Here is a 19,750-nt window from a genome sequence, read left to right as displayed (position 1 = left end):
ATTTTGACAATCACTCTTTAAAAACAACGCACTGCTTCCCATCTGCGGTTTTTCGATAGGGAGTATTGAGCGAATGAATTTGTCCGCGCTGCGCATTTCCACCGAACGTCTGGTGATCAGGCCTTTCGCGCCCGAGGACTTCGAAGCCTTCTTCGCCTATCACCGGCTGCCGGAAGTCTACCGCTTCCTCTATCAGGAGCCGCTCGACGAGGCGGCAGCGCGGGCGAAATTTGCCAAGGCATCGATTCCGCGCCTCGACGACGATGGCGATACCGCAGTCTTTGCCGTCGAGCGCCGGGAAGACGGCGCGCTCATCGGCGAGGTCCTGCTGAAGGTTGCAAGCAAGGCGGCGCAGCAGGTGGAGACCGGCTACATCTTCAACCCTGTCTTTGCAGGCAAGGGATACGCGACCGAGGCCATGCGGGCCGTGCTCGAACTCGGCTTTTCGACGCTCAGTTTTCACCGGATCTTCGCCAGGCTCGATGCCCTCAACAAGGGTTCGGTCGGCGTCGTCGAGCGCCTCGGCATGCGGCGCGAGGCACACCTGATCGAGAACGACCGTTTCAACGACACCTGGGGCGACGAGTTTGTCTACGCACTCTTGAAGCGTGAATGGCCGCAAAGAGCCTGATCTGGCTCCGACGGCCGCCGAAAGCGCTGCGTCAGAGCGGCCGCTTTGCGACAATCATGTAGTTGACGTCCATATCCTTGGAGAGGTTCCACTGATTTGACAGCGGGTTGAAAAAGACGCCGGTGCGTTCGGTGACGTCCATGCCGCTGGCGACAAGCGGCTTTTCCAGCTCTTCCGGGCGCACCAGCTTTTCGTACTGGTGCGTGCCGCGCGGCAGCCAGCGCAGCACGTTTTCGGCCGCGAAGATCGCCAGTGCGGCCGCCTTCATGGTGCGATTGATGGTGGCGACGAACATGAGGCCGCCAGGGCGTACCATATGGGCGCAGGTGGTCATGAAGAAATCGACGTCGGCAACGTGCTCGACCACTTCCATGTTGAGCACGATGTCGAAGCTTTCGCCGGCCTCGGCGAGCGCCTCCGCAGTTACGGCTCGGTAGTCGACCGCCACGCCGCTGCCGGCTGCGTGGGTCTTGGCGATGCCGATGTTCTTCTCAGAAGCGTCGGCGCCGAGAACGTCGGCCCCCATGCGCGCCATCGGTTCCGACAGGAGACCTCCGCCACAGCCGATATCGAGCAGCCGCAGGCCTTTCAGCGGTTGCGGGCTCTTCGGGTCTCGGCCGAAATGCTCGGCCACCCTGTCGCGGATATAAGCGAGGCGGACGGGATTGAACTTGTGCAGCGGCCGGAACTTGCCGGTCGGGTCCCACCACTCGGCGGCCATCGCGGAAAACCGGTCCACTTCGCTCTGGTCGATGGTCGTGCGTGCGGTCTCGCTCATGTCGCCGTCTCCTTGCATCTTCCCTGGTGAAGTCGGACGATCGGGCAAGGAAGTCAAGGGGGAGGGCAGCGGCCATATGAGCGCAGCCGCAGCAGCGCCCGCCTTTCGGCGGGCGCCTTGGGTAAGGTGATTGCGCCTATCCGATCTCGCTTGCCGCTGCGGACAGGAAGAACGCCTCTGGATCTTCCACCTCGACGAGGCGGCGCTTTTCGATCAGCCAGAAGCGATCGCCGACATTGCGCACGAAGCTGCGGTCGTGGGAGACCAGGAGGCAGCTCGTCTCGTGCTTCAGCAACTCGGCCTCGAGCGCCTCCTGCCCCTCGATATCGAGATGGTTGGTCGGCTCGTCGAGCAGGTAGAAGTTGGGCTCCCTCAAGCGCAGCACCAGCATGGCAAGCCGCGCCTTCTGGCCGCCCGAGAGCCGGCCGATCGTCTTTTCCTGCATGTCGATGCCGATACCGGCGCCAACCAGTAGGCTGCGTGCTCGCTGATCGCCGAGCGAAAAGCGGCGAGACAGTGCACCAATCGGCGTCTCGTCATCCGACAACCCCGCCAGCGCCTGATCGCTGTAGCCAAGCACCAGCGAGGGTGTTGCCTTCAGTGTTTCAGGTGCGCGGGCCGGCGCCTCGATCGCGGTACGGATCAGGTTGACGAGGCGGGTCTTGCCGGCGCCGTTCTCGCCCAAGAGCACGATGCGGTCGCCCTGGCAGATCCATTGTTTGCCGGTGCGAAAGAGTGCTGTCCCGTCGGGTGTGGCCACCGTCACGTCGTCAAGCGTCACCAGGATCTTGGCGTGGGTGCCGCGATTGGAGAGCCGGATCGCGCCGGCGGAGCGCTCCTGATGCGCGGGTTTGGCCGCATCTTCCAGTCGCTCCGCCCGCTGCTTCAACTGCTTCGTCTTGATCGTCAAAAGATCGCTGCCGGAGTTGATGCCGATGTTGTTGAGCTTGGCCGCCTGGCGTCGAAGCTGCTGCGCGACCTTCATGTCGCGCTGATAGCGCCGCTCTTCCGAGGCGTCGACCTCGTCGAGGGCTGCGCGGGCCCGGGAATAAGGGAGGGCAAATATCGGCGATTGCTCCGGCCGCAGGAACAGGGTCCGGTTGGTGGTGGCGTCGAGGAAAGCGCGGTCGTGGCTGGCGATCAGCACCGGCGTGTCGCGCGGCAACGCGTTCAGCCAGGCTTCCAGCCGGGCGATCTTGGCGAGATCGAGATGGTTGGTCGGCTCGTCGAGCAGAAGCGCGTCGGGGTCGCTTACCCAGACGCGGGCAAGAAGCATGAGCCGCTGCCAGCCACCGCTCAACTCCGAGACGGCGCGGCGGCGGAGCGTTTCCGGCACGTCGAGGGAATCGAGCACGATATCGACGCGCCAGCTTTCATTTTCCGCCTGGTCGGCCGGGAGCGCCGACAGAACGGCGTCATGGAAGGATAGCGTCAGAAGCGCTGCCGGGACGTTCTGCTCGACATGGCCGATCGTCAGGCCACGCGAGCGGGTGATCTCGCCGGCGGTCGGGTCGAACGTACCTGCGATCGCTCTCAGCAGGGTGGACTTGCCGCGACCGTTGGCGGCGACGATGCCGATGCGATCGCCTGATGCGACGGAGAGGTTGAGACTGGAGAAAAGCGGTACGCTCAGGCTGACGCCGAGGTTGCGGATATTGATCAAGGCCATGGTCGTTCTCTGGACTGCGCGAGCGACGATTGGGCATCCGTGGCGGCACGTCGGGCCGGGGTTGCGGATGATTAGGCCCGGAACAGCAACATGCTGCGCTCAGGCCGTGTCGGCTCGGTATTGGAAGACGGTGCAGGCGTTCGAACCGAAACGGTTGCGCACTGCATCACTCTGGGCAGACCAGGGATAGGATCGCGAGTTTCGCGAAAGGATATCTGATCAGCCCTGCAAACGCATCTGCAGGGCTTGGACGGGGCCACGCTGGCGGTGGTGCCGGAAAAATGTCATCACGTGCAGCCCCCCTTTCTCGAATTGAACTTGCGGCAGCGTGAATAACACCGTCGCGCGCAATTTTCAATGCCTTCGCGCCGGTGGCTGGCATCCTCACATCTGCAAGCCGAGAAACTTGAAGGGCTCGCTCGGCTTGAAGTCGCCGGTGGCATCGCCCGAATAGGTATGATCCTGGTTGTCGCCGAGGTCGAGCTTCATCACCTTTCCGGTCTCCTTGGCAAAGTCGATCTTCTTCAGGTCGACCCAGAAGGTGTTCGGCGTCAGAGCCGACTCGAAGAAATAGAGCTTGCGCTTGTGGTCGACGACGGTGCGCCAGCGGGTCGAGGAGATGTTCGGCTCCTCCGGCGTGTTGAGGCCGTAGGGGACCGAGACATTGCGAATGACGCTGAAGACGCTGGCTAGCGCCCGGTCAGGGTTCTCGTCCTTGGGGATCGCGTTGACATAGAAGGAGGCGCGGGCGAAGCGGTCGGCCGCGCGGTTGGTCCCGGGCAGCATCACCGTGCCGCCGATCTGCTTCCAGTAGGCGTTGAGCGCCAGTTGCTGGTCGAAGACGGGCGAATTGGTCATCACCTGGTACTTGCGGTCGTGGTGGATCATCTGCTTGCCGCCGATATATTCGACGATGGCGCTGTCTCCGGTGCTGTCGGAGATCGACAGATGCAGTGTCGTCAGCCGGTTTTCGCCCGGAACGTTATCGGTGACGATGGTGAAGGGTTCTTTCTCAAGTGCCGCAACCGCCTCTTCGACGGTGGCGAAACTGTCGAGCACATATTGCGCCCAGGCGGCGATCGTCAGGCCCGGTTTCGATTTGTCATCGAACTTCGGATACTCGGATTCGACCAGCCAGAGCAGGTTGGCATTGAGGCCGGCCTCATTGACGCCGTCGGTGGTGGAGACGTCATAGCCGGTCGCAACGACGCTGCCGTACTTCGCCGTCCACTTGAACGAGTTGAGACCGGCCTGGCCCGATCGCTCGATGCCGCGCGGCAGGACCCAGAGGTTGGTCGCGACATCACTTTTCCAGTCCATCGAGCGGGCAGTGATGATGTTGTCGTTGGGGCCGAGATAGACGAAACGGGTGCAGGCCTCGGCCGCGGTCTGGCCGAGCATGAGAAGGGCGGCAAGCGCCGAGGTCACCGAGCGAACAGCGGACTTTCCGATGAACAGCATGCCATTCTCCTTTGTGGGTTGAATGTGTCGTGCTGCGCCCTTCGTGCATTCAAGGACGCACGGAGCTCTAGAACAGCATGGAGAACCCGATCACCGGGCCATGCTGGTTGACGTCCCAGCGAAACTTATTGGTTCCCGTAAAGTCATCGCTCTCATAATCCTGATAGAGCATCCGGTAGCCGACCCGCAGGATCGTTGGCTGGCCGAGCATTTCGGTCCGGTATCCGAGATATGCCTGGGCGTTGACGCTGAGCTTGGAGCCGACGTCGAAACCGCCGACATCGGCCTCGGCAACCAGGTTCCAACGCTCGCTGAGATCGGCGTTGACGCGCAGGCCGACGAAGGGATCAGTCCAGTCGGCGCTCTTGCTCGTGTTGAAGCCGGCCACGGATACGTCTGCCTCGAGCTTCGTCCAACGCAGACCGACCGTCGGCTCGATCGACAGGGTCCGGGGCTTGCCGAAGACCGTATTGCCGCCGAGTTCCTGCTCGTAGACCTGGTAGAATGCGCCGAAGGCCAGGGTCGTCATCTTGATATCGAGGCCGATCTCGTGGCTGAGCAGTTCTTCGTCCTGGCTCGTGCGCACATATTGGCCGTCGAAATAAACGCCCCATTGACCGTTGGTCAGTTCGACGTTGCCCATCAGCGCCAGGTCGAGATGGTCGAGCGTATCCTTGAAGGGTACGTCGACATCGGTGTCGAAGCCGGCGAGCGATGCGTCGCCCTTGAGGCTCGCGGCCCAGACATAGGGGCTGACGATCACCGTCCAGTCGCGCTCCGGCGCCATGCGCGCCTGGTCGAAGTCAGCGGCGCGCGCCGACGTCGAACATATCAGCGTCGTAGAAAGCGCGACCGCCGTCCAGGCCGTCAGTCGTCTGGTTGCTGTAATGCGGTTTGCCTGCATGTCTGCCCCCTCAAACGTCCACTGGCAGCCTAACGGTCGTGGCCGCAATTTCAAGTCGCGTGCGCAGGGACTGCGCACGTTTCTGTCCTCGTGTTTGGCGCCTTATTCCTGCCGCCTTGCCATTGCGCGCGAGCCCCTGATCCGCTAAGAGACGCCGCGACTTTCCGCTCCCCGAAGCGGTGACTGCCGATGTGCGAGAAGTCTCCCAAGCTTTTTGACCGTCGGGCGCCGGCGGGGGCTTTCCTGTCACGCGCGCCTCACGCGCGCAAATTGGGTACCGGTAGAGGCACATGGCACGCATCGTGATGAAATTCGGCGGAACCTCCGTCGCTGATTTGGAACGCATCCACAATGTCGCACGCCATGTGAAACGCGAGGTCGATGCCGGCCACGAGGTTGCCGTCGTGGTTTCCGCCATGTCCGGCAAGACCAACGAGCTGGTCGGCTGGGTGCAGAACATGCCGAAGGCAACCGGCGCCAATTCGCCCTTCTACGATGCGCGCGAATACGACGCGATCGTTGCTTCCGGCGAACAGGTGACCTCCGGTCTTCTTGCAATCGCGCTGCAGTCGATGGGCATCAACGCCCGCTCCTGGCAGGGCTGGCAGATCCCGATCCGCACCGACAACGCCCATGGCGCTGCCCGCATTCTCGACATTGACGGTGCCGAACTCATCCGCCGCATGGGCGAGGGCCAGGTCGCCGTTATCGCCGGCTTCCAGGGGCTTGGACCGGACAATCGCGTTGCCACGCTCGGCCGCGGTGGTTCCGACACCTCGGCCGTTGCCATCGCTGCAGGCGTCAAGGCCGACCGTTGCGATATCTATACCGACGTCGATGGCGTCTACACGACCGACCCGCGCATCGAGCCGAAGGCGCGGCGGCTGAAGAAGATTGCGTTCGAGGAAATGCTGGAAATGGCATCGCTCGGCGCCAAGGTGCTGCAGGTGCGCTCGGTGGAGCTTGCCATGGTGCACAAGGTCCGCACCTTCGTGCGTTCGTCTTTCGAAGATCCCGATGCGCCGGGCATGGGTGACCTTCTCAATCCGCCCGGTACGCTGATTTGTGATGAGGATGAGATCGTGGAACAGGAAGTCGTAACCGGCATTGCCTATGCCAAGGATGAAGCCCAGATTTCGCTGCGCCGTCTTGCCGACCGGCCGGGCGTCTCCGCCGCGATCTTCGGCCCCTTGGCTGAAGCCCATATCAACGTCGACATGATCGTCCAGAACATCTCCGAAGACGGTTCCAAGACCGACATGACCTTCACGGTTCCCTCCGGCGACGTCGACAAGGCGCTGAAGGTGCTCGGCGACAACAAGGACAAGATCGGCTACGACGTCGTCCAGTCCGAGGCCGGCCTCGTCAAGGTATCGGTCATCGGCATCGGCATGCGCAGCCACGCCGGCGTCGCGGCCTCCGCGTTCCGCGCGCTTGCCGACAAGGGCATCAATATCAAGGCGATCACCACGTCCGAGATCAAGATTTCGATCCTGATCGACGGTCCCTATGCGGAATTGGCGGTTCGCACTTTGCATTCCGCTTACGGTCTCGATAAGAGTTAATCGACAGGGGACTGATTTGGGATTCGCAGCAGTTTTGCTGCGCCTCCCACGGCCGACGTCTACTCTATTTCGGGAGACCCTACGCGATGAGAGACCTTTCCGCAGGTCCGCGCGTTCTCCTCAAGCGGTTGCGCGAGTTGATGGCGGAACCGCTGGAGCCGCAGGAGCGCCTTGACCGTATTGTGCGCCAGATCGCGCAGAACATGGTCGCGGAAGTGTGTTCGGTCTACGTGCTGCGCTCCGACGGCGTACTCGAACTCTACGCGACCGAAGGTCTGAACAAGGCCGCCGTTCACCTGGCGCAATTGAAAATGGGCCAGGGCCTCGTCGGCACGATTGCCGCATCGGCGCGACCGCTCAATCTCTCTGACGCCCAGTCACACCCGGCTTTCACCTACCTGCCGGAGACCGGCGAAGAGATCTACCATTCCTTCCTCGGCGTGCCGATCCTGCGGACCGGCCGCGCGCTCGGCGTTCTGGTCGTCCAGAACAAGGCAATGCGCAACTATCGCGAGGACGAGGTCGAGGCGCTCGAGACGACCGCCATGGTTCTCGCCGAGATGGTGGCGACGGGTGAACTGAAGAAGATCACCAAGCCGGGTCTCGAACTCGACCTGTCGCGTCCGGTCTCGATCGACGGCAACAGCTATGGCGAAGGCATCGGCCTTGGTTATGTCGTGCTGCACGAGCCGAGGATCGTCGTCACCAATCTGCTCAACGAAGACACCGACCAGGAACTTCAACGGCTTGCCGAGGCGCTGGGGTCGCTCCGCATTTCGATCGACGACATGCTGTCGCGCCGCGAGGTGTCGATGGAAGGTGAGCACCGGGCGGTGCTTGAGACCTACCGGATGTTTGCGCACGACCGGGGCTGGGTGCGCAAGCTGGAAGAGGCGATCCGCAACGGCCTGACGGCGGAAGCCGCCGTCGAGCGCGTCCAGAGCGAGACCAAGGCGCGGATGATTCGGCTGACGGATCCGTACCTGCGCGAGCGCATGCATGATTTCGACGATCTGGCCAACCGACTTCTTCGTCAGCTCTCGGGCTATGGCGCCAAGCTTTCGGCGAGCGACTTCCCGACCGACGCGGTGATCGTCGCCCGCGCCATGGGTGCGGCCGAATTGCTCGACTATCCGCGCGAAAATGTGCGCGGCCTGGTGCTCGAAGAGGGCGCTGTGACGAGCCACGTCGTCATCGTCGCCCGCGCCATGGGCATTCCCGTGATCGGCCAGGCGACCGGTGCCGTGGCGCTTGCGGAAAACCGCGACGCGATCATCATCGACGGCGACGATGCCAAGGTGCATTTGCGCCCGCTCGGCGACCTGCAGCGCGCTTACGAGGAAAAGGTCCGCTTCCGGGCGCGGCGCCAGGCGCAGTTCCGGGCGCTGAAGGACGTCGAGCCGCTGACCAAGGACGGCAAACGCATCACGCTGCAGATGAACGCCGGCCTGCTGGTCGACCTGCCGCATCTGAACGAAGCCGGTGCCGAAGGTATCGGCCTGTTCCGCACCGAACTTCAGTTCATGATCGCGTCGACCATGCCGAAGGCGGAAGAGCAGGAAGCCTTTTACCGCAACGTCTTGAAGCAGACGGGCGGCAAGCCGGTGACCTTCCGCACGCTCGACATCGGCGGCGACAAGGTCGTTCCCTATTTCCGTGCGGCGGAAGAGGAAAATCCGGCGCTCGGCTGGCGCGCGATCCGGCTGTCGCTCGATCGTCCGGGGCTGTTGCGCACCCAGCTTCGGGCGATGCTGCGAGCTGCGGCCGGGCATGAGCTGAAGCTGATGCTGCCGATGGTGACCGAAGTTTCCGAGCTGAAAATTGCGCGCGACCTCCTGCAGAAGGAGATCGAGCGGCAGTCGAAGCTCGGTGAACAACTGCCGCGCAAGCTGCAATTCGGCGCCATGCTGGAAGTGCCGGCACTGCTCTGGCAGCTGGACGAGCTGATGACCGAGGTGGATTTCGTCTCGGTTGGCTCCAACGATCTCTTCCAGTTTGCGATGGCGGTCGACCGCGGCAATGCGCGCGTCTCCGACCGTTTCGACGTGCTCGGGCGGCCGTTCCTCAGGATCCTGCGCGACATCGTGCGCGCGGGCGAGCGGCACGACACGCCGGTGACATTGTGCGGCGAGATGGCAAGCAAGCCCTTGTCCGCCATGGCGTTGCTGGGCTTGGGCTTCCGTTCGGTCTCGATGTCGCCGACGGCGGTCGGGCCGATCAAGGCGATGTTGCTTGGGCTTGACGCTGGCAAGCTCGCCAGCGTTCTCAATGCAGCGCTGGACGACACCCGCGACCAGACGCCTGTTCGCCGGATGCTGGTGGATTTCGCTGCGGAAAACGGCATTCCGGTTTAGATTGACTTGACGCGTCTTGAGCCTCGTCCGGACTGCCGTCCGGCCGGGGCAAGTCGCATTTGGAGTGACACTTGGCAAAGCTTCCCGTTGAAAAGATGCGCGAACTGGAACGCCGGTTCGGCGAGATCGAGGCTCGTATGTCCGCCGGACCTGCCGCGGATGTGTACGTGAAGCTCGCGTCTGAATATTCCGAGCTGCAGCCTGTGGTGACCAAGATCCGTGCCTACGAAAAGGCGACGGCCGAGCTTGCCGACATCACCGCCATGCTCTCGGACAAATCGACCGATCGGGAGATGCGCGATCTCGCCGAGATGGAAAAGCCCGAAGTCGAGGCGGCGATAGAAGGGCTCGAGCAGGAAATCCAGATCCTGCTGTTGCCGAAGGACGCGGCCGACGAAAAGAGCGCGATCCTCGAAATTCGCGCCGGTACCGGCGGGTCGGAAGCAGCGCTCTTTGCCGGTGACCTCTTCCGCATGTACGAGCGCTATGCCGCGGGCAAGGGCTGGCGGGTCGAGGTGCTTTCGGCAAGCGATGGCGAGGCCGGCGGCTTCAAGGAAATCATCGCGACGGTTTCGGGTCGCGGCGTGTTCTCGCGGCTGAAATTCGAGTCCGGCGTGCATCGCGTACAGCGTGTGCCGGAGACGGAAGCGAGCGGCCGCATTCATACTTCGGCGGCAACGGTCGCGGTGCTGCCTGAGGCCGAAGATATCGACATCGAGATCCGCCCCGAGGACATCCGCATCGACACGATGCGCTCGTCGGGCGCCGGCGGCCAGCACGTCAACACGACCGACTCTGCGGTGCGCATCACCCATCTTCCGACCGGGCTTGTCGTCACCAGCTCGGAAAAGTCGCAGCATCAAAACAGGGCGAAGGCCATGCAGGTGTTGCGTTCGCGGCTCTACGACATGGAGCGCCAGCGCGCCGACAGCGAACGGTCGGCTGACCGCAAGAGCCAGGTCGGATCCGGCGACCGCTCCGAGCGCATCCGCACCTACAATTTCCCGCAGGGGCGTTTGACCGACCACCGTATCAACCTGACGCTCTACAAGCTCGACCGGATGATGATGGGCGAAATCGACGAAGTCGTCGATGCGCTGCTTGCTGACTACCAGGCGAGCCAGCTGGCGCAGCTTGGCGAGCAGCGAGGCTAGCGGATGGCCGAGACGCTTGCGAGCCTCGTTGCCGAAAGCCGCGACCGTCTGCAGGCGGGCGGTATCGAGCACGCGGCACTCGATGTTCGGCACCTGATCTCCGGCCTGCTCGACATGTCGCTGAGCGCAGTGGTGTCGCGGGGGAGGGAGCCTGTGTCCGATGCGGATGCCGAGAGGATCAGGGCGGCGGTCGCGCGTCGGCTGGCGCGCGAACCGGTCTACCGCATCCTCGGCGAGCGCGAGTTTTTCGGATTGCCCCTCAAGCTTTCGAAGGAAACGCTGGAGCCACGGCCGGACACCGAAACGCTCGTCGATCGCCTGATCCCCTATCTGCGCGAGATCGTTGCGCGCAAGGGAAGCTGCGAAATCATCGATCTTGGCACCGGGACGGGCGCCATCTGTCTGGCATTGCTCTCGCAGGTCCTTGAAGCGCGTGGCACCGCCACCGATATATCGAAGGATGCATTGGCGACGGCGACAGCGAACGCGACCGCTCTCGGGCTTGCAGACCGGTTCCAGGCGCTGTTGAGCAATTGGTACGAAGGGGTTGACCAACGTTACGACGTCATCGTCTCAAATCCGCCGTATATCCGGTCCAGTATCGTTGAAGAGCTTGAGCCGGAAGTAAGACTTTACGATCCGGCCGCCGCGCTCGATGGCGGAGACGATGGGCTTGATGCCTACCGTGCCATCGCTTCTCAAGCTGGTCATCATCTTGAGACAAACGGCGTGATAGGCTTGGAAATCGGTTTCGACCAGAAAGAGGCGGTGACGGCGTTGTTTTACGCCGAGAATTTCCGTCTGCGTGAAGAAGCGAAGGATCTGGGCGGCAACGACCGGGTGCTCATCTTCGAACGCGACACAAACCGTTGAAAAAATGCTGCACTGGCGCATCTTCTTTCTTGCAGAGGCAAAGAAAGGGCTTGGAATCCCAGAGGAAGCGGGCTAGTTTGCCCGCGCACTGGGCAGAAGGTCATGGACCTAAGATTCGTTCCGGTATGACCTGGCCACGGGGATTGCTCTCAAGAAAGAGTTGCTAGGGTTCAACAAGTGCCTTGTGCGGGTACCTGTTAATTTGACGTCAGTCGGCGCCGAAGCCGCCATTGTGCGAGCACAACGGCGTATGTTCTGTCGGGCGTGAACGAATCCGGCCGGAAGACGAAACCACATGATCATCATTATCAAGAGAATTCGGGTGAATGTACTATGAGGCCAGGACAGCAAAACAAGCGCGGCCGCGGGCGGAATAACAATAACAACAATAACAACAACAATAACAACGGTAACAACCACAACCGCAAGGGCTCGAATCCGCTGACGCGGACCTATGACAGCTCTGGCCCGGACGTGAAGATTCGCGGTACTGCCCAGCACATCGCCGAGAAATACGCAGCGCTTGCGCGCGACGCTCAGAGCTCCGGCGACCGGGTTATCGCAGAAAACTACCTGCAGCACGCTGAACACTACAACCGCATCATCGCTGCCGCTCAGGCGCAGATGCAGGATCGTTTCCAGCGCGACGACCGCCAGGATTTCCGTGGCCATGACGCGAGCGAACAGGACCAGGACGACCTGGATCAGGGCTACGCTGACGACATGCCGGCCCCGGTCGCCGCGGTTGCGGCACCTGTTGCAGAGCCGCAGCCGGTCGTCATCGATGGTACGGGCCCGCAGCCTGTGATCGAGGGCACGCCGGCGGAAGTGGTGATGGAAGAGGAAGCACCGGCTGCCTCCGGTCGCGCAGCGTCGCGCCGTCGCAGCAATGCACCGCGCCCGCGCCGGCCGCGCCGCAGCGCACAGGAAGGTGCTGCCGACGAGGCTCAGCCTTCGGACGACGCCGCTCCGGAAGCACCGGCACTCGCCGCTTCCGAGTAAGAGACGCCCTTTCGCTCATCTGCGACAGGCACCAAAACCCGGCCCATTGCGGCCGGGTTTTTCTTTTCCCGATTGGGCGACGTTCAATCGTTGACGCTGTCGATGATCAACGCGGTGAGGTTGGCGGCGGCGGCGGTTTCGTTGGTCCTGCCGCGGATCAATTCGCGGCCGATTGCCTCGGCGGCTCCCGCAAGGCCTGCGCAGCGCAGGCGCAGGTCGTCTTCTGAAACGTTCGAAAAGGCACCAAGGGCTTCTTGGATCATCCCGACATAATCGTCGACCTGCTGCTGCTGCGTGGCAATCATGTCGGCATTGCCGCGAAGAGCGCCGGAAATCGCCTGCCATTCCTCACCGCTTTCGACTGCGCAGTCGATGTAGACGCTGCTGATGATGCCAGCGACCGTGTCGAGTTGTTTTGTTTCCCCGGCAAGCGCTTCCTTCAGTTTTTCCGTGTGCCGGTCCTCGATCTCCTGGGACAAGGCGATCAACAGGCCTTCCCGCGTGCCGAAATGCTCATAGGCGATCGGCTTGCTGACGCCGGCCCGCTCGGCGAGGTGGCCGAGCGTGAGGGCATCCGCACCGCATTCGCGCAGGATGTCCTTGGCGGTCCCGATCAGTTGGGCGCGCCGTTCCGGCTTGGTGAGTTTTCGGCCTTTCGTCGGTGCCATTGATCGCAATCCTTTTTTCGCATCGGCGCGCTTGAAAACGGCGGTCGGCAACTTACCTACTAATAGTAACTTACTATTGGTAAGTTCGGCATGGGCCGGACACCTTTCGTCTAGGAGATAAGAAGATGTCGAGCAAGTTTCAGCCTGTTTTGATCATCGGCGGTTCCGGTGTCGTCGGCACGCATGCTGCCAAGATCATCCGTCGGCTGCATCCCGCGCTGCCGATTGCCGTCGGTGGCCGTGATCTCGGCAAGGCCGAAGCGGTCGCTCGCGAGGTCGGCGGTGCGATCGGCGTCAGTGTCGACCTCGGGCGCGCCGATCTTGGTCTCGGCGATGAGGCGCGCTTCAGCGCCGTCGTCATCTTCCTGAAGGACGAGAAGCTGAGTTCGATGCGCTACGCTCAAAAGCATGGCATTCCCTATATCAGCCTTTCCAGCGGGACGTTCGAGGTCGGGCCTGAAGTGGCCCAGTATATCCATGCGCCCGACACGGCGCCGATCCTGCTCGCCAGCCATTGGCTTGCCGGTGCTGCCATCTTCCCGGTTCTCGATTTTGCCAGGGCATATGAGGCGATCGACACGATCCGCATCGGCGTTCTGCTCGACGAACAGGACATGGGCGGCCCGGCGGCGCTTGACGACTACAATCGCATCACCGGCCTTGCGCCCGCGGCCCTGACGGTCAAGGACGGCAAGCTGCACTGGGCGGCCGGCGAGGACTCCAAGGCGCGTTATCAAAGCGTCGATGGCGTCGAGCTCGATGCGGTCGCCTATTCGCCTTTTGACATCATGGCGCTTGCGGCGCGCACGCACGCTGGCAACGTCCGGCTGGATCTCGCCTACAGCGTATCCGCCAGCAGGCGCCGCGGCGATGCGTTCTCGACCGAGATCGTGATCGATATCGCCGGCCGCGGCAAGAATGGCGAGCCGCTGAAGCAACGTCACGAAATCGTCCACCCCGAAGGCCAGGCCCCGCTGACCGCCCTTGGTGTTGCACTGGCGGTCGAGCGCATGCTTGGTCTTGCGGGCGGCGAGGCGCCACGGGCGGGCCTTTACCTCCCGGAAGTCCTCATCGGTGCCGACTATTACGTGCGGCGCATGAAGGATTTCGGCGCCTCGTTCGCCGAGGGCAAGGTAACGGCGGACGCCGCCTGACAACGCGGCGAAATGAGAGAAGGGCACGAACGGCGTGAGGCCGCCTTTCGTGCCCTTTTCTGCCGGTCGGCGGCAGCTCTTCCCGGCGGCGCGGCGCTGCATTTCGCGGTTGTAGATTTCACGCGAAAGTCCCTCGAGGGGCTCTTTAATTTCCAAAATCGGTGCCCCATATTCGCTTCGGACGCGGTGATCCGGCGAAGCGCCGACATCGCCTCACACTGACAGGCTTGCCGAATGCGGGAGCCTGATCCTGAAACACCGGTGGGTGCCACGAGATGGGCCCGGCGGGCTATGGAGGTAAAGTATGAACATTGAAAAATATTCCGAGCGCGTGCGCGGTTTCCTGCAATCGGCGCAGACCTATGCGCTGGCGCAAGGTCACCAGCAGTTCACGCCCGAGCATGTGCTGAAAGTGCTGCTCGACGACGACCAGGGCATGGCCGCCTCGCTGATCGAGCGTGCCGGCGGTGATGCCCGCGAAGCGCGCGCCGCCAATGACGCGGCACTTGCCAAGCTCCCCAAAGTTTCCGGCGGCAACGGTTCCGTCTACCTGTCGCAGCCGCTTGCGCGCGTCTTTTCGAGCGCGGAAGAGGCGGCCAAGAAGGCCGGCGACAGCTTCGTGACCGTCGAGCGCCTGCTTGTGGCGCTGGCGATCGAAAGCTCCGCCGCGACGGCCGACGTGCTGAAGAAGGCTGGCGTGACGCCGACCAAGCTCAACCAGGTCATCAACGATATCCGCAAGGGCCGCACGGCCGATAGCGCCAATGCCGAGCAGGGCTTCGATAGCCTGAAGAAATACGCCCGTGACCTGACGGCCGATGCGCGCGAAGGCAAGCTCGACCCGGTGATCGGCCGAGACGATGAAATTCGTCGGACGATCCAGGTGCTGTCGCGCCGGACCAAGAACAATCCGGTCCTGATCGGCGAGCCCGGCGTCGGCAAGACGGCGATCGCCGAGGGCCTTGCGCTGCGCATCGTCAATGGCGACGTGCCGGAAAGCCTGAAGGACAAGCAGCTGATGGCGCTCGACATGGGCGCGTTGATCGCAGGCGCGAAGTATCGCGGTGAGTTCGAAGAGCGGCTGAAGGCCGTGCTCAACGAGGTGCAGGCCGAAAACGGCGAGATCATCCTGTTCATCGACGAGATGCACACGCTGGTCGGGGCCGGCAAGGCCGATGGCGCCATGGATGCGTCCAACCTGTTGAAGCCGGCGCTTGCGCGCGGCGAGCTGCATTGCGTTGGCGCGACCACGCTCGACGAATACCGCAAGCATGTCGAGAAGGATGCGGCTCTTGCCCGCCGGTTCCAGCCGGTCATGGTCGAGGAGCCGACTGTCGAGGACACGATCTCGATCCTGCGCGGCTTGAAGGAGAAGTACGAGCAGCATCACAAGGTGCGGATCTCCGATTCCGCGCTGGTGGCTGCCGCGACGCTTTCGAACCGCTACATCACCGACCGGTTCCTGCCGGACAAGGCGATCGACCTGATGGACGAGGCAGCCTCGCGCCTGCGCATGCAGGTGGATTCCAAGCCCGAGGAGCTCGACGAACTCGATCGCCGCATCATGCAGCTGAAGATCGAGCGCGAAGCGCTGAAGAAGGAAACCGATGCGTCGTCGAAGGATCGGCTAGAGAAGCTCGAGCTCGACGTGGTTTCGCTCGAAGAGCAGGCCTCGGCGCTGACGGCCCGTTGGCAGGCGGAAAAGCAGAAGCTTGGCCGCGCCGCCGATCTCAAGAAGCAGCTCGAAGACGCCCGCAACGAACTGGCGATTGTCCAGCGCAAGGGCGAGTTCCAGCGCGCCGGTGAACTGACCTATGGCGTCATTCCGAAGCTCGAAAAGGAGCTTTCGGATGCTGAAAGCCAGGAAAACGCCAATGCCAACCCGATGGTGCAGGAGGTTGTGACCCCTGACAACATCGCGCATGTGGTCTCGCGCTGGACCGGTATTCCGGTTGACAAGATGCTGGAAGGCGAACGCGACAAGCTGCTTCGGATGGAAGACGAGCTGGCGAAGTGGGTGGTTGGTCAGGGCGATGCCGTTCAGGCGGTGTCGCGTGCCGTGCGCCGTGCGCGTGCCGGGCTCCAGGACCCGAACCGGCCGATCGGCTCGTTCATCTTCCTCGGACCGACCGGCGTCGGCAAGACCGAGCTGACCAAGGCGCTGGCCCGGTTCCTGTTCGACGACGAGACCGCGCTGATGCGCGTCGACATGTCGGAATACATGGAGAAGCACTCCGTGGCCCGGCTGATCGGTGCCCCTCCGGGCTATGTCGGTTACGAGGAAGGTGGCGCCCTGACCGAAGCCGTCCGCCGCCGGCCTTACCAAGTCGTGCTGTTCGACGAAATGGAGAAGGCGCATCCGGATGTCTTCAACGTGCTCCTGCAGGTGCTCGATGACGGCCGCCTGACCGATGGCCAGGGTCGTACCGTCGACTTCCGCAACACGATGATCATCATGACCTCGAACCTTGGAGCCGAGTATCTGGTTGGCCTTGGGGAAAACGAGGACAGCGATGCGGTTCGCGACCAGGTCATGGAGGTGGTGAAGTCTGCCTTCCGGCCGGAGTTCTTGAACCGTGTGGACGAGATCATCCTGTTCCACCGGCTGCGTCGGTCGGAGATGGGCGCGATCGTCGATATCCAGCTCGAAAGGCTGCGCAAGCTGCTCGCCGAGCGCAAGATCACCCTGGAACTCGACGACGATGCGCGTGCGTTCCTGGCCGACAAGGGTTACGACCCGGCCTATGGCGCCCGTCCGCTGAAGCGGGCGATCCAGAAGTACGTGCAGGATCCGCTTGCTGAAAAAATCCTGCAGGGCGAGTTCCCGGACGGGGCCACCGTCAAGGTGGTTTCCGGCTCCGACCGTCTCAACTTCAGGCGGGGCGCGTCTGCGGACAAGGACGCCGCCTGATCGTCAGCAAGTCATAGCCAGCAAAGACAAGGCCGCCTTTCGGGGCGGCCTTTTCATTTTGTGAACAGTTGCTGAAGGGGAGGGGCTAGATCATTTCATTGTTTCGTCGAAACAGTGAAATGTTCTAACTCTCTGATATTAGGCAATTCCGGACGGAAAACCGTTCTACACTTTTCCTGGAATTGCTTTAGTTGCTCGCGACCTCGGCGCCGTCCTTGTCGAGCAGCTCGTCAATGCGATCGCGCTCCTTCTCGAACTTTGCCAGAGCATCGCCCGAGAGCGATTTACCGCCGGGAAGGCGGATGCGCAGCGGATCGACTTTGTTGCCGTTGACGATCAGTTCGTAGTGCAGGTGCGGGCCGGTCGAAAGACCTGTTGTTCCGACCCAACCGATCACCTGGCCCTGGACAACCTTCGAGCCGACCTTGACGTTCTTGGCGATCGCGCTCTGGTGGTTGTAGGACGAGACGTAGCCGTTGGCGTGGCGGATCAGAGTCTGGTTGCCGTAGCCGCCGGAATCCCAGCTGGCTTTTTCCACGACGCCGCTGCCGGCGGCAATGATCGGTGTGCCGCGCGGGGCTGCCCAGTCAACGCCGGTGTGCATGCGCGAGAAGCCGAGGATCGGGTGCCGGCGCATGCCGAAGCCCGAACGGAAGTGACCGTTCGGCACGGGGTTGCGCAACAGGAACTGGCGAATGCTCTTGCCGTCCTGGTCGAAGTAATCGATCGAATTGTCGTCCGGATCCTGGAAGCGGTAGAAGGTGGTGACGGCGTCACCAAATTTGGCGCGGACGTAGAGCAGTTCGGACTCTTCCGTCGCCATGCCGCGCTCGTCGGTGACGGAGAAGAAGGCTTCGAGCGAATCCGTCGGCTTCAGTTGCGCCTGGAAATCGACGTTGCTGGCAAGCAGCTTGACGACGAGACCGACCATGTCGGCGCTCATGCCGTAGGAGAGGGCCGCGCGGTAGATGCCGTCATAGACCCGCGGCAGATCGTGGCTGCTGGTGACGACGGGCGCGCCGTTGTCGTCGAAGGCGGTGGCAACGGCATCGAGCCTTGGCGGTTCGGCGCCCGGTACGAAGCGCTCCTTGTCGTCGAGCGCCATCGTCAGCACATGGCGATTGCGCGAATAGATCGTGGCGCGCACGATGCGGGCTTCATCACCCTTCTGGGTCTCGCCGTTCTGCATGATGCCGATACGCAGGACGTCGCCCTCGGAAAGGTTGTCGGCGCCAAGCGCCTGGCTGAGATAGCCGGCAGCGTCTTCGGCCTGCGCCTTGGCATAGCCGGCGTTGACCATCACGGTTGCAATGTCGGTCTGGCGGCGCACGGGAATGATGTCGTCGGCGTATTCGGTGGTTTCGTCGTCGATCGTCTCGTAGGCAGCGACGCTCTTGTTCTGCTCGACGATGCGGGCGGGCAGCCCCTGAAGCAGATCGAGCCCGTCGCTCTCCGAGGCGAAGCGCTGCGGGTCGACATAATAGAGCGATGCGACCTGCGTGCTGCCTTCGGTCAGCACCGAGCCATTGGTGCGGACATTCTCCTCGACCTCGTCGAGCGACATCGAGCCGTCGAAGGCAAGGCCGCCATGCAACGGGAATGCGACGGTCTTCAGCGCCACTTCGGAATCGACATTCGAGCCGTAGAGCGTGCCGGTTCTGGCGACGGGGGATTCCTCGTCCGCCTCTTCGGTGGAGAAGATCGCCAGGGGATCAAAGTCCGGATAGCTTTCCGAAGCCTGGTGGTTGGCCGCGAGTGCCATCTTGACGTGAACGAAGGGCTGCTTGCGCACCACTTCCTTCTCGCCGTCATGGGTCATCGTCGAGACTTCCATGACAGTCTTGTCGGCCGGCTTGGCGACGAGTTTCGGAGCAAGGATGCGGCCACCTCGGACGGCGCTTGCCTGTTCATCGCTGTTCGCCCCGGCATCAAGTGCTGCGTAGGCTTCGGCCGGGATCGCCAATTGCTGGCGTCCGTCAAGGGCGGCGAAGAGGGCAACGCCCATCAGCAGGCTCGAGGTGATGCCGGTCAAAAAGGTACCCGATAGCCAGCGCAGCGAAATCTCGCGCCTGTCGGGCGCGCGGCGGCCATGCGCAAGGATCGGCGGCTGGTCGCCGAGCGACCTGACCATTTTCTTGTCGGTGATCATGCCGAGCTGAGGGTCCCCGATTTCTCTAAACCGTATTCTTGCCTGCGATACGTTGCGCGAAGATGTGCATCTTTCATGCAACGGAGTCAAATCACGGGGGAGGGGCGAAGACGGACATCCCATCTGCGCACGCTGTCCCGCGCGAAAAACGCCCGCGAAGCATCGTTGTTTTCGCTTAGAGCGATGGATTGTGAAAAAGTGAGGGCCAAAATGTGTCTCCACAGCCCCGGGGGGAGGGGGTAAAACTTTTTTCGGGCCGCAAAGCCCTGGTTTTCCGCGCTTTGTCAGAAATCTGTCATTTTTCTTGAATTTGTCTGTTGACGTGTTCGGGGATGGGGGTCTATAAGCCCGATCACTGACGAGGGCGGCGGCGCTGCTGGCGACGACGACCTTCGCTCTAGAGTTTCCTGGGTTGGCTGATGCTGATTGAGGGGTTCGGGACGAGAGTTCTGGGCTTTGTGGAAACGGTTTGACGGA

The 19,750-nt window shown here is 62.5% G+C and carries 14 protein-coding genes; 8 read left to right on the top strand and 6 right to left on the bottom strand.

Translation table 11 applies throughout. From position 1 onward, the window contains the following. The first annotated feature begins 73 nt into the window (after window positions 1–73). Complete coding sequence (locus tag VGO04_RS06150; RefSeq protein ID WP_327495081.1) at window positions 74–631, top strand: GNAT family protein; 558 nt, start codon at window positions 74–76, stop codon at window positions 629–631. Between the two features lie 31 nt (window positions 632–662). Here the strand turns inward: VGO04_RS06150 and ubiG are convergent, their stop codons facing one another. The 4 genes from ubiG to VGO04_RS06130 form a co-directional block, all read right to left on the bottom strand. After that, window positions 663–1,409, bottom strand: coding sequence for a bifunctional 2-polyprenyl-6-hydroxyphenol methylase/3-demethylubiquinol 3-O-methyltransferase UbiG (gene ubiG / locus VGO04_RS06145; RefSeq protein WP_327495080.1), 747 nt, complete (start codon window positions 1,407–1,409; stop codon window positions 663–665). A gap of 136 nt (window positions 1,410–1,545) precedes the next feature. Continuing rightward, window positions 1,546–3,078: an ABC-F family ATP-binding cassette domain-containing protein gene (locus VGO04_RS06140; RefSeq protein WP_327495079.1), complete on the bottom strand. Its 1,533-nt coding sequence runs from the start codon at window positions 3,076–3,078 to the stop codon at window positions 1,546–1,548. Window positions 3,079–3,462: 384 nt separating this feature from the next. Further along, window positions 3,463–4,479 (bottom strand): linear amide C-N hydrolase, encoded by a 1,017-nt coding sequence (locus VGO04_RS06135; protein ID WP_414650517.1) that lies wholly within the window; start codon window positions 4,477–4,479, stop codon window positions 3,463–3,465. Between the two features lie 127 nt (window positions 4,480–4,606). After that, on the bottom strand, window positions 4,607–5,443 hold the full coding sequence (locus tag VGO04_RS06130) for a hypothetical protein (RefSeq protein WP_327495077.1): 837 nt from the start codon (window positions 5,441–5,443) through the stop codon (window positions 4,607–4,609). 290 nt (window positions 5,444–5,733) lie between these two features. Between VGO04_RS06130 and VGO04_RS06125 the strand changes: the two genes are divergently transcribed. The 5 genes from VGO04_RS06125 (at window position 5,734) to VGO04_RS06105 (ending at window position 12,391) form a co-directional block, all read left to right on the top strand. Next, window positions 5,734–7,008 (top strand): aspartate kinase, encoded by a 1,275-nt coding sequence (locus tag VGO04_RS06125; RefSeq protein ID WP_327495076.1) that lies wholly within the window; start codon window positions 5,734–5,736, stop codon window positions 7,006–7,008. Between the two features lie 86 nt (window positions 7,009–7,094). After that, entirely contained in the window at window positions 7,095–9,362 is a 2,268-nt protein-coding gene (gene ptsP, locus VGO04_RS06120) for a phosphoenolpyruvate--protein phosphotransferase (RefSeq protein ID WP_327495075.1), read from the top strand. 71 nt (window positions 9,363–9,433) lie between these two features. Further along, a complete protein-coding gene (gene prfA, locus VGO04_RS06115; protein WP_327495074.1) occupies window positions 9,434–10,516 on the top strand; it encodes a peptide chain release factor 1 in 1,083 nt (360 codons plus the stop codon). A gap of 3 nt (window positions 10,517–10,519) precedes the next feature. Further along, window positions 10,520–11,389: a peptide chain release factor N(5)-glutamine methyltransferase gene (prmC, locus tag VGO04_RS06110; protein ID WP_327495073.1), complete on the top strand. Its 870-nt coding sequence runs from the start codon at window positions 10,520–10,522 to the stop codon at window positions 11,387–11,389. A gap of 333 nt (window positions 11,390–11,722) precedes the next feature. Then, window positions 11,723–12,391, top strand: coding sequence for a DUF4167 domain-containing protein (locus VGO04_RS06105; RefSeq protein WP_327495102.1), 669 nt, complete (start codon window positions 11,723–11,725; stop codon window positions 12,389–12,391). An 83-nt stretch (window positions 12,392–12,474) separates the two neighbouring features. Here the strand turns inward: VGO04_RS06105 and VGO04_RS06100 are convergent, their stop codons facing one another. Then, on the bottom strand, window positions 12,475–13,059 hold the full coding sequence (locus VGO04_RS06100; protein ID WP_327495072.1) for a TetR/AcrR family transcriptional regulator: 585 nt from the start codon (window positions 13,057–13,059) through the stop codon (window positions 12,475–12,477). A gap of 125 nt (window positions 13,060–13,184) precedes the next feature. On the opposite strand from VGO04_RS06100, the gene VGO04_RS06095 reads away from it, so the two are divergent. Next, a complete protein-coding gene (locus tag VGO04_RS06095) occupies window positions 13,185–14,213 on the top strand; it encodes an NAD(P)-dependent oxidoreductase (RefSeq protein WP_327495071.1) in 1,029 nt (342 codons plus the stop codon). A 304-nt stretch (window positions 14,214–14,517) separates the two neighbouring features. Continuing rightward, entirely contained in the window at window positions 14,518–17,124 is a 2,607-nt protein-coding gene (clpB, locus tag VGO04_RS06090) for an ATP-dependent chaperone ClpB (protein ID WP_327495070.1), read from the top strand. Between the two features lie 187 nt (window positions 17,125–17,311). Here the strand turns inward: clpB and VGO04_RS06085 are convergent, their stop codons facing one another. Then, complete coding sequence (locus VGO04_RS06085) at window positions 17,312–19,273, bottom strand: M23 family metallopeptidase (RefSeq protein ID WP_327495069.1); 1,962 nt, start codon at window positions 19,271–19,273, stop codon at window positions 17,312–17,314. Window positions 19,274–19,750: the final 477 nt, after the last annotated feature.

The organism is Ensifer sp., assembly GCF_035999185.1.
In the GTDB taxonomy this organism is placed as follows: Bacteria; Pseudomonadota; Alphaproteobacteria; order Rhizobiales; family Rhizobiaceae; genus Ensifer.
Note: the sequence above shows the minus strand (reverse complement) of the source record. Positions and strands in the feature narration are given on the sequence as shown.

Coding starts and splice junctions, on each gene's coding strand:
- prmC (WP_327495073.1), top strand. CDS start 10,520: ATGGCCGAGACGCTTGCGAGCCTCGTTGCCGAAAGCCGCGACCGTCTG.
- VGO04_RS06085 (WP_327495069.1), bottom strand. CDS start 19,273: ATGATCACCGACAAGAAAATGGTCAGGTCGCTCGGCGACCAGCCGCCG.
- VGO04_RS06130 (WP_327495077.1), bottom strand. CDS start 5,443: ATGCAGGCAAACCGCATTACAGCAACCAGACGACTGACGGCCTGGACG.
- clpB (WP_327495070.1), top strand. CDS start 14,518: ATGAACATTGAAAAATATTCCGAGCGCGTGCGCGGTTTCCTGCAATCG.
- VGO04_RS06100 (WP_327495072.1), bottom strand. CDS start 13,059: ATGGCACCGACGAAAGGCCGAAAACTCACCAAGCCGGAACGGCGCGCC.
- VGO04_RS06125 (WP_327495076.1), top strand. CDS start 5,734: ATGGCACGCATCGTGATGAAATTCGGCGGAACCTCCGTCGCTGATTTG.
- VGO04_RS06105 (WP_327495102.1), top strand. CDS start 11,723: ATGAGGCCAGGACAGCAAAACAAGCGCGGCCGCGGGCGGAATAACAAT.
- ptsP (WP_327495075.1), top strand. CDS start 7,095: ATGAGAGACCTTTCCGCAGGTCCGCGCGTTCTCCTCAAGCGGTTGCGC.
- VGO04_RS06095 (WP_327495071.1), top strand. CDS start 13,185: ATGTCGAGCAAGTTTCAGCCTGTTTTGATCATCGGCGGTTCCGGTGTC.
- VGO04_RS06140 (WP_327495079.1), bottom strand. CDS start 3,078: ATGGCCTTGATCAATATCCGCAACCTCGGCGTCAGCCTGAGCGTACCG.
- VGO04_RS06135 (WP_414650517.1), bottom strand. CDS start 4,479: ATGCTCGGCCAGACCGCGGCCGAGGCCTGCACCCGTTTCGTCTATCTC.
- ubiG (WP_327495080.1), bottom strand. CDS start 1,409: ATGAGCGAGACCGCACGCACGACCATCGACCAGAGCGAAGTGGACCGG.
- VGO04_RS06150 (WP_327495081.1), top strand. CDS start 74: ATGAATTTGTCCGCGCTGCGCATTTCCACCGAACGTCTGGTGATCAGG.